Source organism: Xenorhabdus thailandensis, assembly GCF_037996785.1.
GTDB lineage: Bacteria > Pseudomonadota > Gammaproteobacteria > Enterobacterales > Enterobacteriaceae > Xenorhabdus > Xenorhabdus griffiniae.
Window position 1 is genome coordinate 702,935 of sequence record NZ_JBBMXF010000007.1, and the last position, 17,520, is coordinate 720,454.

General features: G+C 44.5%; 19 protein-coding genes and 1 pseudogene. 5 read left to right on the forward strand and 15 right to left on the reverse strand.

The window, feature by feature from the left end; translation table 11 throughout:
• Positions 1–119: 119 nt before the first annotated feature.
• The 6 genes from AAC853_RS05815 to AAC853_RS05840 all read right to left on the reverse strand — a co-directional run bounded on the left by AAC853_RS05815 (position 120) and on the right by AAC853_RS05840 (position 6,733).
• Positions 120–446, reverse strand: a complete 327-nt coding sequence (locus AAC853_RS05815) for a lysozyme inhibitor LprI family protein (protein ID WP_340613946.1) — start codon at positions 444–446, stop codon at positions 120–122.
• The gene (locus AAC853_RS05820; RefSeq protein WP_338883990.1) at positions 447–878 is read right to left on the reverse strand and encodes a hypothetical protein; all 432 of its coding nucleotides are present in this window, start codon (positions 876–878) and stop codon (positions 447–449) included.
• Between the two features lie 253 nt (positions 879–1,131).
• Positions 1,132–2,793: an alpha,alpha-phosphotrehalase gene (gene treC, locus AAC853_RS05825; protein WP_340613947.1), complete on the reverse strand. Its 1,662-nt coding sequence runs from the start codon at positions 2,791–2,793 to the stop codon at positions 1,132–1,134.
• An 18-nt stretch (positions 2,794–2,811) separates the two neighbouring features.
• A complete protein-coding gene (gene treB / locus AAC853_RS05830; RefSeq protein WP_338883993.1) occupies positions 2,812–4,245 on the reverse strand; it encodes a PTS trehalose transporter subunit IIBC in 1,434 nt (477 codons plus the stop codon).
• A 390-nt stretch (positions 4,246–4,635) separates the two neighbouring features.
• Positions 4,636–5,196, reverse strand: coding sequence for a dihydrofolate reductase family protein (locus tag AAC853_RS05835; RefSeq protein WP_340613948.1), 561 nt, complete (start codon positions 5,194–5,196; stop codon positions 4,636–4,638).
• Positions 5,197–5,524: 328 nt separating this feature from the next.
• Positions 5,525–6,733, reverse strand: a complete 1,209-nt coding sequence (locus AAC853_RS05840; RefSeq protein WP_340613949.1) for an RNA-guided endonuclease InsQ/TnpB family protein — start codon at positions 6,731–6,733, stop codon at positions 5,525–5,527.
• A gap of 22 nt (positions 6,734–6,755) precedes the next feature.
• Between AAC853_RS05840 and tnpA the strand changes: the two genes are divergently transcribed.
• The 4 genes from tnpA (at position 6,756) to AAC853_RS05860 (ending at position 8,545) form a co-directional block, all read left to right on the forward strand.
• Positions 6,756–7,172 (forward strand): IS200/IS605 family transposase, encoded by a 417-nt coding sequence (gene tnpA, locus AAC853_RS05845; RefSeq protein WP_338861193.1) that lies wholly within the window; start codon positions 6,756–6,758, stop codon positions 7,170–7,172.
• An 84-nt stretch (positions 7,173–7,256) separates the two neighbouring features.
• Entirely contained in the window at positions 7,257–7,733 is a 477-nt protein-coding gene (locus AAC853_RS05850) for a hypothetical protein (RefSeq protein WP_340613950.1), read from the forward strand.
• Positions 7,730–8,170, forward strand: coding sequence for a hypothetical protein (locus AAC853_RS05855; protein ID WP_340613951.1), 441 nt, complete (start codon positions 7,730–7,732; stop codon positions 8,168–8,170). Before AAC853_RS05850 ends, AAC853_RS05855 begins: the two co-directional genes overlap by 4 nt.
• 114 nt (positions 8,171–8,284) lie before the next feature.
• Complete coding sequence (locus tag AAC853_RS05860; protein ID WP_340613952.1) at positions 8,285–8,545, forward strand: hypothetical protein; 261 nt, start codon at positions 8,285–8,287, stop codon at positions 8,543–8,545.
• Positions 8,546–8,570: 25 nt separating this feature from the next.
• On the opposite strand, the gene AAC853_RS05865 is transcribed toward AAC853_RS05860, so the two are convergent.
• The 9 genes from AAC853_RS05865 to AAC853_RS05905 all read right to left on the reverse strand — a co-directional run bounded on the left by AAC853_RS05865 (position 8,571) and on the right by AAC853_RS05905 (position 17,286).
• Positions 8,571–9,044: a DUF4231 domain-containing protein gene (locus AAC853_RS05865; RefSeq protein ID WP_340613953.1), complete on the reverse strand. Its 474-nt coding sequence runs from the start codon at positions 9,042–9,044 to the stop codon at positions 8,571–8,573.
• Positions 9,045–9,194: 150 nt separating this feature from the next.
• The gene (locus AAC853_RS05870) at positions 9,195–9,755 is read right to left on the reverse strand and encodes a 3'-5' exonuclease (RefSeq protein WP_340613954.1); all 561 of its coding nucleotides are present in this window, start codon (positions 9,753–9,755) and stop codon (positions 9,195–9,197) included.
• 27 nt (positions 9,756–9,782) lie between these two features.
• The gene (locus tag AAC853_RS05875; RefSeq protein ID WP_340613955.1) at positions 9,783–10,679 is read right to left on the reverse strand and encodes an AAA family ATPase; all 897 of its coding nucleotides are present in this window, start codon (positions 10,677–10,679) and stop codon (positions 9,783–9,785) included.
• A complete protein-coding gene (locus AAC853_RS05880) occupies positions 10,676–11,164 on the reverse strand; it encodes an HORMA-1 domain-containing protein (protein ID WP_340613956.1) in 489 nt (162 codons plus the stop codon). The genes AAC853_RS05875 and AAC853_RS05880 overlap by 4 nt, the downstream gene beginning before the upstream one ends.
• 2 nt (positions 11,165–11,166) lie before the next feature.
• Complete coding sequence (locus AAC853_RS05885; RefSeq protein WP_340613957.1) at positions 11,167–12,117, reverse strand: CBASS oligonucleotide cyclase; 951 nt, start codon at positions 12,115–12,117, stop codon at positions 11,167–11,169.
• 47 nt (positions 12,118–12,164) lie between these two features.
• Positions 12,165–13,700, reverse strand: coding sequence for a phosphorylase family protein (locus tag AAC853_RS05890; protein ID WP_340613958.1), 1,536 nt, complete (start codon positions 13,698–13,700; stop codon positions 12,165–12,167).
• 431 nt (positions 13,701–14,131) lie between these two features.
• Complete coding sequence (lsrK, locus tag AAC853_RS05895) at positions 14,132–15,724, reverse strand: autoinducer-2 kinase (protein WP_340613959.1); 1,593 nt, start codon at positions 15,722–15,724, stop codon at positions 14,132–14,134.
• Positions 15,725–15,798: 74 nt separating this feature from the next.
• The gene (gene lsrR / locus AAC853_RS05900) at positions 15,799–16,809 is read right to left on the reverse strand and encodes a transcriptional regulator LsrR (RefSeq protein WP_340613960.1); all 1,011 of its coding nucleotides are present in this window, start codon (positions 16,807–16,809) and stop codon (positions 15,799–15,801) included.
• Positions 16,810–16,977: 168 nt separating this feature from the next.
• Entirely contained in the window at positions 16,978–17,286 is a 309-nt protein-coding gene (locus tag AAC853_RS05905) for a hypothetical protein (protein WP_340614182.1), read from the reverse strand.
• Here AAC853_RS05905 and AAC853_RS05910 point away from each other — a divergent pair.
• Positions 17,234–17,482 (forward strand): annotated as a pseudogene (locus tag AAC853_RS05910) (autoinducer 2 ABC transporter substrate-binding protein LsrB); the annotation flags it as partial. The gene AAC853_RS05905 and the pseudogene AAC853_RS05910 overlap by 53 nt on opposite strands.
• Between the last annotated feature and the right edge of the window lie 38 nt (positions 17,483–17,520).

Genomic DNA, 17,520 nt, shown 5'->3' on the forward strand with positions numbered 1-17,520 from the left:
ACTGGCTTAGCCAGAATATCGATCAATTTATTTTTCATAATGTTAACATTATTAACATCAGTATAAGGAAAAGGCAAGTGGAAGTTATATAACGTTCCTTGCGTCCCAATGACTTATTATCAAATCGGTTTCTCTATTGAATTATACAGCGTATCAAGCTGATTAATGCGTTGGTGGTAACTTTGCAGCAAACAGGTTGTATCGCCCTTGCATTTGTGGCGCTGTTTCAGCCATGCAGTTTGGTTATCATGCATTTCGCCAGATACGCCCATGGCAAATAACCCACGCAGAAAATGATATTTCACACTTAATTCCACATCCAGCTCATTGAGCTTTGGGTTTGAACAAATTGCTTTCTCATCCGGTGCCTTGGCTTTGGCACAGTCAAAACTGGCCGCAAAACTGAGTGGGGAGAAAATAAGTAACATAAACCAGAGATATTTCATTTACTTCTCCTTTATGGGAAAGAATCTGAATGACCGAGCTTTGCCAGTTGCATCTAATTTGCAGGAGAATCGAATGTCATGCCAACCATCATTCGTCCTATACATACCGATGCCGACTAATTCAGAAGGCTGTTTGAGTCTGATACTCTCTTTTGAATCTACACCGAGGAAAATTTTATCTGCGTCTTTATAATATTTCTTAATGATGGGTAAGGCAAAAGGGCGACAAATAAACTCTGCCACTTTTTTGGCATCTGACCAACTTTCTACCATTGGTAGTGCAGATTTATCTGTAACTTGTTCATTAATTTGCTGTTGTAGGTATTTTGTCTGGTCTGGCGATAATTGTTGAGATGGTACTTGTGCTTGTGCAAAGGCAGATAATAGTAGACTGATGACTCCCAAATAAGTTAAGTATCTTGAGTAAAACATAATGGTATACTCCTTGTTTGAGATTCAAAAAGTATGGCATAGATTTTTTCATCGCGCCAATAATAGACAGCTGTTGCTGAGTCTTGGGTTATTTATCGATAAGAATAATATTAGAATATTCATTTTTTGGGGTACTGGAGCGGTTTGAGTTAGTGTCCACTCTCACTACAACACGATATGAAACCTGATTTCTCCCCACGAAGCGGGGAGAAATCACATGTATCTTGAAATTAGATTGGTATAAATAATATTATCATTTGGATATTAAATATATTGATTCATAAGGTTTAATTTTAATTTCATGATTTACTGTTGCCGGTGATGGGTAATTGCTCATCAATACCTGCCATTCTTTGCTTAAAAGTGCCGGTTCTGGAGACCAATGTTGGGTTTCAGCACTTAGGTTTGCAATGACCAGCAAGGTTTGATCTTGCCAACGACGCAGATAGCACCACAACGAAGGATGTTCTGGCAGCAGATCCAGGTAATCACCGTATGTCAGAATGGGTTGTTGCTTTCTCAATTTAATCAAATTGTGGTAGCAATAGAAGACGGAATCTTCATCCTGTAATACGGTTTCGGCGTTGATCTCTGGGTAATTACTGCAAGGTGCAATCCACGGTGTTCCGGTGGTAAAACCCGCGTTTGCTGAATCATTCCACTGCATGGGGGTTCGGCTGTTATCACGGGATTTCTGCGCCAAAATTGCCAGTATATCCTCTACTTGCATGCCTTTCTCAATACGCTCTTGATACATATTCAGGCTTTCGATATCCCGATAATCCTCAATACGCGTAAAGTTAGGGTTTGTCATACCCAGTTCTTCGCCCTGATAAATATAAGGCGTACCCTGCATACCATGCAGCACCATTGCCAGCATTTTGGCGGATATTTTGTGGTGCTGATGTTCATCACCAAACCGAGAAACAATGCGCGGCTGATCATGGTTACACCAAAAAAGTGCATTCCAGGCTTTTTGGTGCATACCCTGCTGCCATGTTGAGAAAATCTTTTTCAGTTCAACGTAATCTGGTTTTGCCTGAGTCCATTTTTCTCCATTTGGGTAGTCAACTTTTAGATGGTGAAAATTAAACGTCATGGACAGCGTCGTTCCGTCCAGGGCTGCATAGCGTTGGCAGTTTTCAAGGCTGGTGGATGACATTTCACCAACAGTCATCAATCCTTTCGGCTGGAAAACATCACGGCTCATTTCTTGCAAAAACTCGTGTATCCGCGGGCCATCGGTGTAGAATCGGCGGCCATCGCCGTGATCATCGTTAGGATAATCTTGCTGTTTTGAGACAAGGTTAATGACATCCAGACGCAAGCCATCAACGCCACGATCAGCCCAGAATTCACAGATTTTCTTCAGTTCAGCGCGAACCGGTGCGTGCTCCCAATTTAAATCGGCTTGTTCAACCGCAAACAGGTGGAGGTAATATTGTTGACTCTCTGTATGCCATTGCCACGCATTACCACCGAATTTGGATTTCCAGTTATTGGGTAGGGAACCTTCAGAACCCTCCCGCCAGATATAAAACTGGCGATAGGGGCTATTAATGTCCTGCGCCGCCTGGAACCATGGATGTTGGGTTGAGGTGTGATTGAAAACCATATCCAAAATAATGCGAATGCCACGGCGATGGGCATTTTGCACCAAATTATCAAAGTCTTCCATGCAGCCATAATCTGGATTGATGGCACAGTAATCAGCGACATCATAGCCATTATCAACCTGCGGAGAGGGATAGATTGGGGTGATCCAAATGGCCTCAACACCGAGACGCTGTAGATAATCCAGCCGTTGGGTGATCCCGTTGATATCTCCTGTGCCGCTACCGGTACTATCTTGAAAACTTTTTGGATAAATTTGGTAGATAACGCTATCCATCCACCATGGTTTTTGTTCCGTCATAAATAGATACCTACAAAATTAATTGGCCTGTTCATTGGGTAAAAGCGCTTTGCGTTCATTTCTACGATAAGCCAGAACGGTCAGCAGGAATGGCACAGCAATCGCGATGAGCATGGCAATCAGATAAACCATCCAGAACTGCGGCTTGATAGAAAGAATGCCTGGTATTCCGCCAACGCCGATACCATTGGCAGTGACATGGTTGAGTCCACAAACCAGTCCAGCCAGAGCTGCGCCAATCATCGCGCAGAACATGGGGTAACGGTATTTAAGGTTGATACCATACATGGCAGGTTCGGTGACCCCGAGATAAGCTGAAATTGCCGCAGGAACAGAAATTTCGCGTTCTTTTTGTTTTTTGCTTGCCCAGACAATGCCGACAACGGCAGAACCTTGAGCGATATTAGATAGCGCAATAATCGGCCAGATTGGGGTACCTCCGGTACTTTGGATCATTTGCAGGTCGATAGCCAGTGTTGTTTGGTGTACACCTGTAATGACTAACGGGGCGTAGAAGAAACCAAACAAGGTGGCTCCAATAGGCGCAAAACTACCCGTCATTAGACTTTTAACAACCCAGGCAACACCATCACCGATAGCACGTCCGGCAGGGCCTATCAGGGCGTGGGCGAGGAGGACGGCCAGTACCAGAGAAGTCACAGGGACAATAACAAGATAGAGATAGTCTGGCACCCATTTTTTCAGCCGCGTTTCAATCCATCCCAACGTCAGGCCAGCTAATAGGGAAGGGATAACCTGTGCCTGATAACCGACTTTAGAAATTGTAAACCAGCCGAAATTCCAGACTTCGGGCGTTTGTTGCCCAAGCAGGTAAGCATTCATCAATTGTGGGGAAACCAGGGTAATGCCGAGAATAATCCCCAGAATGGGTGTTCCCCCCATCTTTCTGACGGCAGACCAACAGATACCCACAGGGAGGTAGAAGAAGACGGCTTCACCGATTAGCCAGAGAAAATCATAGATACTCTGCCAGACAGGGTAGAGTTGCACGAGCGATTTGCCATCACTAAACGGGAGATCACCTATCAGGTTACGAAAACCGAGGATTAAACCACCGCTGATTAGGGCTGGCAGTAATGGGAAGAAGATCTCGGCAAAATGTGAAATTGCATTTTCATACCATTTCATATTTTGGCGAGCAGCTTGTTTAACTTCTTCTTTATTAACGGATTGTTTCCCTGTGGTTTCAAGCAGAGCTTTATAATAGACATCCACATTCGTGCCAATCACGACCTGAAATTGTCCGGCATTAGTAAAGCATCCCTTGACCATTGGTAATTCTTCAATGGCTTTGGCATCGGCATTTTCTGGTGTATTAAGAACAAATCTGAGGCGGGTGATACAATGACTGACGGAAGCGATATTCTCTTTACCACCAATCAAGGTAATAAGATTATCAATATCCTTTTGGTTTATTTGTTTTTTTTTCATGCCTTTTCTCCTTGGTGTGGCAGGAGTTATAAATGATGGAATTTTGCGATTAACAGAATGATTACACTCGTGATGAGATAATGAATAGACTGAAATAATAGCAGCTCAATCCTAGACAGATTTTTACATTTTGAATATGAAAAGTTGCTTCGTTTGAGTTTTAGATCACATTTTAGGCCATTGATTTGAAATTAAAGGGTTTTTTATATTCGTGATACTTATTATTATAGAATTTTTAGTTTTTTTGGTAATTAATAGATGTCGGTTATGGGTTCATGCCATCATTAGTCAGCAGGCACGTTAAATAGTCAGGAATTCGCACAGTTTGTTGATAGTGAGGTATATTTTGCAATTGCAATGGAATTATGTGCCTTGTAACAGCGCAGAATATTATGAATTCACTGATGGCTGTTTCATCAATTTAATATCCATAATTGTTTCAATCGCGCCACTTCGCAAGCATCTTTGCTTATTAGGTGTCACATGAATAGCCTGATTAACAGGTAGGACAGGAATACCAGAGCCTAAAAAGACCGGAACAGTGGTAATAAACAGTTGTTGTAACTCTCCGGCATCGGCAAAGCTGGCGGCGGTTTTACCTCCCCCAATTATCCAAACATCTTTTCCTTTGGCTGCGTCTCTTGCCTTAGCGGCGATATTTTTGGGATTGTCTTGGATGACAACAGCATTAATGTCAGAAAAAATCGTTAAGTTTCTTGAGGAGAGAATAAAGGAAGGAATATTTTGATACGGCCATTCACCTGCGGCGTTTTTCATAATCCACTCATAGGTTCCAGCGCCCATAATTGTGGCACCGATATTTTGATAAAATTCATCATAAGGAGTGGCATCATCGCCTGGCGGATAATCATATAACCAACCTAATTCATGGTTTTTAGTCGCAATGTAACCATCCATTGTAGCGGCGACATAATAGATGAGTTTTGACATAGTATTTCCTCATTTTTGTATATAACGCTAGAGAATGATGATGCTTAATCAAATACACAATGATTATAATCGGGCGGCTACTTTAACAGGTGAGCAAAAAGGTTATTAGCCTTTTTGAGCGATTCGTGTTGTCAATTGCAACTTGAAGTTTAATGCGTATAGATACCAAATAGACTTTGGGTTGCAGCTAACAAAGCTGCAACTTGAAAGACGAAAGGTATATTGTTAGTGGCCTATTTTTGATCTTTCCACCACTGATACAGAGCTTCAATATCTGATGAGGTGTTGACATCCTCCCCGCCCTAAAGGACGGGGATTCCTACAGCGTTCAGACCGAAGCCTGACTCACCTCGGTGGGTTCCTGCTTCAACGGGCGGTCTGGCTGCACCCTCCCTCCACAGGCAAGCACGGCATGTCCTGCCGCTAAAATATTACGTGCGGCGTTTACATCCGCGTTCGCGGTGTAGCCGCATACCTGACACACGAATTGACTTTGCGTCTGGCGGTTTTCTTTCGCCGTATGACCACAGCAGGCACACCGCTGGCTGGTGTATGCCGGCGGTATCGCCACTACCTGACCACCGCGCCAGAGCTGCTTGTACTCAAGCTGACGGCGCATTTCATGCCAGCCTTGATCCCGTATCGAGCGGTTCAAGCCTGATTTGCCTCTGACGTTTCTTCCGTGCTTCTCTGCCGTGCCTTTTGCCGATGTCGACATGTTACTGACCTTCAAGTCTTCAATGACGATCATCGCGTGGTTTTTGCTGATTTCACTGGTGACTTTGTGAAGGTAGTCGCGCCGGATATTGGCAATGTGCGAGTGCAAGCACTGGATTTTCCGTTTTTGTTTCTGCCAGTTTGCGCTGAATTTTACTTTGCGACTCAACTGCCGCTGGAGTGTTGCCAGCTTACGTTGGTTTGCTTTGAAGCTGCTTACTGGCTGATATACCGTGCCATCTGAAAGCGTGGCAAGTTTTGTTACTCCGGCATCCAGTCCGACCATTGATTCTGCATTGTGAGCAGGGTCAGTCACTTCGTATTCAGTCTGGATACTGACGTACCATTTGCCGCATGACTGGCTGACCGTGACGTTTTTCACTTCGCCAATGACTTCACGGCTGTTGCGATAGCGTATCCACCCTAACTTTGGCAACGAGATTCGACTGTTGGGCTGATCGAGCTTCACGCCCTGCGGGTAGCGGAATGAGTCATGTTGACCACGTTTTTTGAAGCGGGGGAATGCAGCCCGCTTCTGGAAGAAATTTTTGTAGCCGCGCTCCAGATCTTTCAGTGACTGCTGCAACGGTTGCGAGGGAGATTCTTTCAGCCATTGTGTTTCAGGTACGGATTTCCACTCAATCAGCCATGAAGCCATTTTGGTGTAGGGGAGATATTTATTCCCTGCTGCATGGTTCTCATTCTGGAGTGCCAGTGCACGGTTAAAAACGAAGCGACAAGCCCCTGCGAAGCGTCGCATATCGCGCTCCTGCTGACCATTTGGTCTTAACTGGAATTTGAAGGCTTGAAGTCGTATCATGACTATCATTATACTTTGGTCTATGACAAAAGAAACTGATATTCGACGCGGAAGACACGGTGTTTTCCTGATGCACGTCCACTTGGTATTCGTCGCCAAGTATCGACGAAAGATATTCGATCTTGATGCCATCGAAAAGCTACGCAGCTATTTTAGCAGCGTATGTGCTGATTTTGGTGTTGAACTGGTTGAAATGGACGGCGAATACGACCACGTGCATTTGCTGATCAACTACCCGCCAAAGCTCGCAGTATCGAATCTGGTCAACAGTCTTAAAGGCGTTTCCAGCAGGCTGCTTCGGCGTGACCGTCCAGATATTGCTCTACGCTATTACTATAAAGGCGTTCTGTGGACACCGAGCTATTTTGCAAGTAGTTGCGGAGGTGCGCCGATCTCGATCATCCGGCAATACATCGAGCAGCAGAAAACACCAGGTTAGTCGGAAAACCGCGCCTTATATCCCCGCCCTGAAGGACGGGGTTTTACGGCGCACCTGATAAAGGTAGACAGTGAGCTGATTAACTTGCTCAACGAAGTAAAACTTGAACAAACGACTGCGCACTTTGATAAATGGTTCAATGGTGATGAAAAGCTAACGGGGAGCTTTGGTAAGGCTATTGTCGCTATGCGCGACGACAAACCTGTGATCTATAGCAACTGGAACAGTTTGTATCGATTGGTTAAAGAAAAACGACTAACTTTACATGGAACTCTCCATAGCTATTGCAAAAATGGCTATGAATGTGACATGGATGAGGTAATAAATGCCGCATTCTGCGTTGATTGCCGTGGCGGCGGGAGCGTCGTGGATGATAAAAAAGCGTCGTGGTGGCAAAAGAAACATCAGGCATTGAGCGGCTATCTGAAGCAGCAATCCGATGTCAGCCACGCAGAGTATGCCCATTGTATTACACAGATTCGAGTTGCTGAGAAAGTGTTGAACGACGTTGGCCTGGAATTTGAAAAATATCAGCACCCTTTGCAGGTTATCGATTTATGAAAAAGTCAGAAAACACGCTTCTCAAGCTTGAATCGGCTTTGCAGAGGATCATCGAACGAAAAACCAAACGAATACCCGATCACCGTAAATTATCGGTTCGAGCTGTAGAGGAAGAAGCCGAATTGGGAAATGGCAGTTGCTATTACTATCCAGATTTCAAGCTAAGAGTTCAATCAGAGGTACAAAAACTAAAGTGCCTTGCTCCTGATACAGCAGTTCAGTCCGAGGTTGAAATTTTGAGAGAAAAGCGCAACCAAGAAAGAAAGGTAAAAATTCACTATCGTGCAAAAGTTGCCGTATTGAACCAAAGATTAACTTCAATGGCGGCAGAACATCATCAACTAAGTCATGCTCTAAGGAGTGCAATTTCACGTATTGAAGATCTTGAACTTCAGATAGTTGAGCTCAAACAGAGCCAAATTGTGAGAATCAAGTGATTGTATACCTAAGCTAGTTTTACTGCCCTTTGCTGGCTAAACTAGCCAAACATACAGAGCTAGGAAAACTTTCACATGTGAAAGTTTTTCAGCTTAACCTCAAAGGCGAAGAAGATGGGTAGAAAACTTGAAGACATCATTACAGAGCAACCTCAAGGGGTTGTTCAAGCCGCCGAAGAAATAGCATCAAAGCAGTTGATTCATCTTCGTCTGATCGAGCTACTAAAGCGTATCGGTGCTGATGCAAGCTACCAAATTGATAGCTCGATGATCGACAGTCTACAGCAGTTGAAAAAAATTGTTGAATCAGGCGGAGGAAAAATCCGCCTTCAAATTGAACTACCAGATGGCTCACATCATGGATTCAAACTGTGAATAGAATTACCGAGCTAAAAATAGCTTATTCTTTACCAGTAAGAGCCGTTTTATTAAGACTTGATGCATCTGGAACATTCTTTGCCCAAGTATTGTGAGCTTCAGATGCAAAGTTTGTAACTTCAGAAATAAGCAGTTTATCTGCTTCCTTTATTGAATCCGACATGCCAGAAAATTTTCCCACTCTAAATTGATAATGAGCTAAAGTCGTCTCAATTTTGCGTTGTGCAGTTCGATATACAGCCCAAAGTGCGTGTGGTTTTCTTAATTGAAGCCATGCGGTCGAAAAAGCTGCTAACGTAGACAATAAAGATGGAATAACCTTTGACAGCCAGATACCTTCACCAAGGCTGACAAATAAAGGGCATAATAGAGAGCACACCATTGCACTTTTGAAACACCAAATACTTTCAAACTTGTTATGATTTGCTTTTTTCTTGTAATGGTTTACCTGTTCTATAGCATATCTTTCTGCTAGAGATTTTCCCTCTTCAGACATTTCGCCTTCCTTCATTCGCATTTATACCGTCTTAGAAAGAGCATTTCCAACACGTTAGATAACAATCTAATAAACATTCATTATTACCTGTGTAGCATCATCTATGGACAGAATTCCTTAGAAAACTCATCAGAAAAACCATATATAAACTTAGTTCTTATGCGTGTTCTGGCTCAATCTGTAAATTAACCGGAATAATTCCGCTTGATATATCGCATCGTCAAGAGCATCGTGGTTCCCTTTCTGATTTGGGTTTACAATCTTATCAATACAACTAGATTTGGTATCATGCCATGTACAACCCGTAACTCCCATGAAGAGAGCTTTGATGTCTAATGCTGAAAATCCAAATGGATTGCACCCAAGGTATTTCCAGAAGTAGTAATTGACAAATCCCCAGTCAAACGGGGCATTCAATCCCACAAATACAGGGGTGCAATCTTCGGGTATGTTATCTGCTATCCAATCAGCAAACTGCGTCATGGCTTCAGTTGGAGTTAGTCCGTCTTTTTCTGCCTTCTCTAACGTCAAACCTGTAACAGCTAGAGCTTCTTCAATTGATTTCTCGCTAATAGGTTTTAGCATCGTCGAAAAGCAGACCTCTGGTTGATACACCAAACAAGCTCCCACCGTGAGCATGCTATGTTCACTTACTATGGGGCCTGTTGTCTCGACATCAACAGAAATAAAAATTTCACGTTTCTTATTCACTTGATTGCTCCAGTATTTATTGTGGGATCATCCAATCATCACCGGCGATGGTTCTAATTCCGCAGCGGCTTGATAAAAATGCTCCACAGTTAGTGGAGAATCAGGGAAAGCTAAAGATACTGCAGCTGGATATAAGCGTGTACGAATATCAGAGTATGTCCAAGCTGGCTTAGTCCCGCTAGCTGCTGTTGCTTTAACCAATTTATTGATTTCGACTGTGGAGAAACCCATGTCGCCCAAGTCTCTTGAAAAAAGCTCACTTCTCTCGTCATCGGAAGGGCGCGTGAACTCTTCAACTATTGATGCGCGACGAATTACTGCGGCATCAAGAGCAGCTAAGCGGTTTGTACAGAGAATAGCAAAAATACGCCCTCCATGTTTGCGCATACTATCTATGGATTGAATAAGAGTGTTTACACCTACTTTGTCTTCGTGATGACTATAGTCCTGACTTCGAGATGCTCCCAGAGAGTCCCCCTCATCAATGATTAGAAAAGCGCGTCCCTTACCCGGTCCGATAGATCTAGTTATGTCTTCGAAAGCTTGGGTAATCAAGGTCCCCATTTCTCCGACTTTACCAGTTCCTCTAACTTTATTGCTCAATTTGAAGAGAATGGCATCTTCAATTTTTGCATCACGCGCCAAGCGATTCGCAATTGCTTCAGCGTTAGCAGTTTTTCCTGTTCCAACATCTCCATGAAAAATCGCTAGGGGATACTGATCACTAAGGAGCCCAATTACCATGATTTTCTTTTTGTGATGCATCAGGCTCCAACGTTCTAATTCATTCGCCTGTAAAATAAGCTGAAGGCGCTTTTTAACACGCTGATAGCGTTCCTCGAATCCCAAAAGTTTTTTCTCTTGAGCATCAAACTGGACAACTGGAAGATTAGTTTTTATTTCGAATACGGATGGATTACTCACGAAAAATCCTCTCTGTTTGTGCCAAAGCCATTGCTGCTATAACCACGACCTGTTGAAGAGGTCAGTGCAGTATGACTAATATCTGTCGTTGCGGGTACCCAAGAAATCCTCAAAGGAAGTTCTTTTCTTTTTTCCGATGATGACGTGTCTTTGTAACGCAAATGGAAGCGGATCCATCCCCCATTGTCTTTTGATATAAGCGGCCACAACACTCCCCCGGGCCTTTCAGTTCCAGTTGCATTTTCTGACTGGAACTCATACCGAACGGCTCTTACTTCGGTATCACCATTCATTAGAGTCACATCTACAAACTTCAGATGATCCTTTTTAGCAAGTAATTCAATGTCATGGGCATAATTTGCAGCATCATCCTCCGTCATGGCTTTTGTAGCTCCAGCTATCATCATTAAATCTGCCTTGACGCTACGCATAACCTTCTCAACATCTGCAACCGTATAGGTGCTAGTACTTGAATACGTACTCATCCTTATTCTTCCTTGGTCTTAAAACGGCCACCGAAAATCTCTTTCCATACGTCAAGATCATTTTCAACAGACGCATAGGTGGCATTCTCCCAAGCAGCTTCAGCAGCTTTCGCGATCAATTCCTGTTCTTCTTTAGAAATACGAGATGCCACATTATTTTCTGGGCTCACAGGGTCAATTATCACAACCGGATCACTGAAACTTGTCTGAGGCTTGCCTGCATTTTCGGGGAAATCAATACGTTCACTTAACTTGGTGCGAGCGATATAAACCAAGAACTCCCTGAAGCGCTTCTCTATACTTTCTGCTGGACCATCGGTGTCAACAAGGTAAGCCAGTATGAGTTCTATATGAAAGGACTTCAGTCCTGGAATATCATGAAAGTGCTTCCAGCGCTTCGCCAAGCGTACCAACGTCCGGAAGTGTTTATCTTTATCTTTTCGTGCCTGTATAAACTTGATGTGACAAGGCGCACAAGTAAGGTTTCTCTCTCCGCTCTGAATGTCAAATTGCCATCCATGATCAGGGGTTGAGTTGTGTTGTAAAACAGGGACTACATCTACTTCAAGACCGCTTTTAACAAATGTGACCTTCGCTGCGCGACGCTGAATTTCGAAATCTTCAACTTCTTTTGTTGGATAGATATCTATCAGAAAATCGTAAATTTTATTGCATAGTTCTTCATAGGACTTACTGTTCTCATCTACGCCAGCAATGTAAAAAACAACATCAACATCTGTTGGGTAACCGTCTATTTTGCGTAGAATCGTAAATTTGGCGAATGAGCCAGCTTTCACCACCTTTGTGACTTTTAGCTTTGCTTTGTCAGTAATACACTTTTTCAGTTCACGTACAAGGTTGTCGACCTGCGCGTGATATTCCGAACGTTTCTCCTTGCTAAGGCGCAACACATTGTGATCGAAATATTCAAGCTCTGTATTTGATAGAGGCATTGTTTCTCCATGTTTGAACACATCAAAAAAACGAACGATTTAAAAAGTTAATCTTGCAGTGTCATACCATAAGCTATGTAGTCGGCAGTTACCGCTGCGGCGGCTTTGGCAGCCAAAAGGTGAAACCTGTTGTCTTTCTTCGAATCGCCGAAATCGCTAATGCCACGGACCATTAGTACAGGCTTACCGAAATTTTCACACGCAGCAAAAAGACCCGCGCCTTCCATTTCAGCAATCTCAATTTTGCCGTGAAGCTCACGCATACCAAGAAACTTCTCTGGGTCGCGAAGGAGTTTTTCTCCACTAGCAACGGTAGCAGTCTTTGGCATCACTCCCTGAGCAACTGGGCCAGCTTCGACTTGGTCGGGGAATTCAATGCCCAGCGTCTTGTAACTGTCCGTGAGGCGAGATTCGAGAGTTGCTCGGTTAGAAAGATAGGCACTGACATCTTGACGAACCCGCATGTTTAATCTGGTTATTTCTGGTCGCGCTTCGACCTTACCTCCCTCAATAAAAGCTGCACCTTCATAGGCAACCACTCGTTCTGAGAGAACGACCTCACCCAGGGAACATTTGCCTCGAAGACCAGCCGCTATACCCATCATTATCACGTTAGCAGGTTCCAGTTCACCCAAGAGCATAGAAGTAACAGAAGCCGCATCTACATTACCAGCACCCGCAAAGCATGCCACCACACAGCTGGCCGTCTTACCGCCACGTTTGGAGACAGGTGCCCTCCATACATGCAAACCGTTCTTCGTTGTAACGTGCTCGGCATCTTCCGAGATTCCGAATGCTTGCTTAGCAGCAGCCAACTCCACATCTAAAGCGGTAAGCACAAGTACATCTGGGGGTAAAGCCTCGATCCTGGCCTTTTCTTCCTCATAAAGGATTTTGACGATGCGTTTACTGATTTCTTGCAACGAAAGCACGGGCTCTTGCAAAGACAGAGCAGGTAATACGTTAACGACTTTATTACCGCTATTTGGCATATAAGTAAGTGGATTGGATTGAAAACGATTCAGCACACCGAGTGCACCAGCTCCGTCTTCACTATTTGCGCCTAGCTGCATATCAAGTGGAAGTACGGGTAATGACCTTTTGACCATTTTGTGAGCGCGGTCCAAAACCCCCTTCCCACCACCCAAGGCCACCATTGCAGTAGCGTGCTCAATTTGTTCATCGCCAACATTGCCACCAGTCAGCACTTCCTCTTCAAGAGGTACGAGCTCGGCGACACCACGCGCAATCATCCCGTTTAAAAGCTTACGTTGCTCAGGATTAGCCTTAGACTGGAGACGCTCATGTGAAGCTACAATCTTTAAGCGAACCTGAGAACTCTCGCCAGGGAGCATCTTGTCAATAGCTTTAGCCACTGTCCAATCAAACAGCAGTGGTTTGTTATCTGCATTGACAGGTTCAGCTGCCACATAAATCACAAAACCACCGCCGGCATTTAGCACTTCGCCAACAAACGCCTGAACAAATGTATGAGCTCGGTCAATAAGCTCGTTTTCAGTAGTGTTTGATATGCTACCAGCAAGGAGGATGTGGCGCGATGCCAGCATCAAATCGTTTTCCATGATTATCTCTCTTGGATATTTTGTGCTCGCATCATTTACGTTAACTTGAGCTCCAAACGCCATCATCTCAGCATCTAAAACTGTTCAATAAACCAGCACGTCATTTGCTGGTATATGGGAACGCTAGCGCAATATTTCAAGGAGGATAATGGTATTTTTGACAGGTGATTGAATCGCCTGAGATGTAGTACTCAGTTAGTACAGTATTCAATTATATTCCGAGCATTAAAAAATCTGGAAAAGTAATAGATTTAAAAGACAAAATTTTGGAAAAAGTAGCAAAAACACAAGATTTTCTGGAAAACATAAAATGCCTAACAACAACAGGCTTTACAGAAATTTTCCAGACTCTAGGTGTAGGAGTAAGCCAGGACTATGAGGTGAGAGATTTGATTATTTTATTGGCCTCACAATTCGAGGCCAATCAAAAATTACAGCCCCGGTGCCTTCCACAATGACGTCGTCAGCCCATCATCCACCAGGTGTAGTTGGTCTGCATATACTGCCTGCCAGTCTTTTTTCGCTTTTTGGTAAACTTCACGGTGGCTTAAATTCGGTTGATATTCCCGCTCCCAACGTACCAATCTTTCTCCTGTTGCGGGCATGGAATCATACAATCCAACACCAACCCCTGCTGCAATAGCACAACCCAATGCTGTTGCTTCTTTTACCACAGGTACGCGGACAGGCAGTCCCGTAACGTCAGACAGAATTTGGCTCCAGAGTTTGCCTTTTGAGCCACCGCCTGCGAAGACCAGCGATTCTGCTTGGACACCAGAGAAGGTCGAAACCATATCGAGATTACACGCCGAGACGATAGCGGCGTTTTCTTCCAATGCCCGGAATAGTGTTGCTTTGTTGCATTTTTCCGGATCAATCGAGAGATTAAGGAAAGATGGGGCAGCGTGATACCACGATTTAAAGCGCATAACATCGGAGAAAATTGGCATGACACCATAGGCACCGGCAGGAACTCGTGCCGCCATATCTTCCAGCAGATTGTAGGCATCAACGCCCAGTCGTTCTGCCAGCAGTTTTTCTTCTGCACAAAAAGCATCACGGAACCAACGCATGGTGAGGCCGGTGAAGAAACTGATGGATTCTGCCTGTGCCATGCCGGGGATAACGTGCGGATTGATGCGGATATTCATGTTTGGATCGATGATGGGTTCAGGCAGGTTGACGACTTGCTGCCAGAATGTTCCGCCGAGTACCGCAGTTTGGGCGGGTTTGACGACACCAATGCCAAGACAGCCGAGTTGCACATCGCCACCGCCCATAATCACGGGAGTGCCGCTGTTCAGGCCGCATTCTGCTGCGGCTTTTTCCGTAATATAGCCGAGCAAGGTGCCTGTTTCTTTGACAGGAGAGAGGATATCAGCACGCAATCCTGCCATTTCCAACAGGCTTGGGCGCCAATCGCGGCTGGCTAAATCCAGCATTCCCGTTGTGCCCGCGTTAGAGGGATCAACCGCCAGTTCGCCACTTAGCATATAAGCCAGCCAATCACTGATCATGGTTAAGGTACTGGCTTGTTGATAGATATCAGGGCGGTGATGAGCAAGCCAAAGCAGGCGTGGCATGGCTCCTAATGCCAATGTTTGGCCGGAATAGCGGTAGACGTCATATTCAAAGGTATTATTGTAAAGCGCTTTCAGTTCGCTGACTTCATGACTGGAGCGGGCATCTACGTTGGCACACGCCCAGATAGGATCGCCGTCACGATTATAAAGGACAATACCCTCCCGCATTGAACAGGCAGCAACGCCTTGAATCGCATTGGCGGGCAGTTCCGCCTTTTGCAGCGCCTGTTGAATACATTGGCAGGCCAGTTGCCAGTTATTTTTCAGATCAAACTCCATTGAACCCGCAACATTCGGTACGGGATGGTGTATCCATTCAGCTTGTCCAACGGCAACCTGATTCCCTTCGAGATCAAATATAACTGCACGGATACTGCCAGTTCCTGCATCAAGCGCCATCAAATACTTCCTTGATGGGTGAGCATGAGCGCGTTGATTCATGATACTATCCTCGTCTGTTGTTATCTTCTTTTTATTCGATATGGCACAGGGGATGGATAGAGATTATTCGTCGATCAAATTAACATAGCTTTCGCGGTCTGTTCTTCTGTCACCAGTGAATTAATGTAACCCCCTTTCAGTGCAGCAACGATAGCATCTGCTTTTTCAATGCCGCCTGCTACACCAATGACATTAGGAATGGTTTTCATTTCTGGCAATGAAATGCCGATCAGTTCCTGATGGATATCAATATCGCTGATCAGCTCACCTTCCATATTGAAGAAGTAACCAAGAATGTCACCGATAGCACCTTTGCGGCCAAACATCAATTGTTCGCCATCGCTGATGTAGCCGGAACGCATGATAGTTGCATGTTGCTTCTGTTTGATGGCGCCGATCCCGACGATAGCAGTATCGGCCGCACAAGCTGCCAAAATCACGTCCCGTACACTGCGCTCTTCGCGAAATGTCGCCGCAACTTGATGGGTAGAGGCTCGCAGTGGTGCCGGAATGATGCTGACAGGACAGGCTGCATCAAGCTGGCCAATACCTGTCATATAAGGGCCAACACCGCCTGACAGTGTCACCAACCGAATTTGCTGAGATGAGATAAAACCGCTCAGATGCTGCAAAGTACACATCGGTGTTTCACCAAATCCAATCGCTAATAGCTGGTGAGGTTCAATCAGCGCCATTAACAGGTGAGCGGCTCCGATACCAAGACGCGCATTCAGATTCATGCCATCAAGGGTAGGTAATACGCGAACCTGTCTGAGATTAAAGCGTTTTTGCAAAGCACTTTCCAACTCTAAACACCCTTCATAGCGCGAATTGATCTGAACGCGGATCACGCCAGATTGCCGCCCTTTCTCTAACAGACGGGAAACTTTCAGGCGACTGAGGCCGAGTAATTCACCGATGTCTCCTTGCGTCAGACCATCGTGATAGTAAAACCAGGCAATGCGGGCCATTAGTTCTTCTTCACTCATGCTATTTCCTGGGTAGCTGTAGCTTGAATAGTCAATTTCCTCGGATAATACGCTTTTCTCTGAGACTGATTGTTTCTGATTTAATTTGGTCGACATAATAACTTCTTTATCCACGAGGAAAGAATAAGCATAAATATCTCTAATGTACTAGATGCTTATCGCAAAATTTGAACATATTTCAATGTGGATCTAAATTTTTCACAAAATGTGATCTGATAATTGAAAAAATCTTAAGTTTTACATTAGAGTCTTGAACAAAAGTTTTTAAATTAAATAAATGTTCAATCTCGCATCGGTGTCAGAAACGCAAACCCAAAATGTCATGAGGTACGTGATGTCACAGAACAATATTGCCACTAATTCCCATGATCCGTTTTGCCTGAGTCCGACTAACAGTGCTCCGCTTTTAGTTGCCCGTGGGATCAGTAAGCAGTTTTCTGGTTTAAGGTAAGGGTAGGTATTAAGCAGATTGATTTCACGCTGACTCTTGCTAAGGTACTTCAAGATGATAGCATCTGATACGGTCAAACAGTTCGCTTTGTGGGATGTAGTCAAGCAGGGCAAGATAGCCATTCATGTTACCAATGAGATATTGTAAAAAGGCGAACTGAATGTGGGAGATAAATTGAATATTCCTGGTATTGGCAGTGTTGAAATCTCACCCAACAGTGTACAAGGATACCGTTATGAGGCGAAAGGCAATGGCATTGTTGTCATGCCGGAGCGGGTAATTTTCACCAAAGACAATATCAATCAGTACGATTTCTAATGCATGGGGCTGGTATGCAGTCCTGACACCTTTCTGGA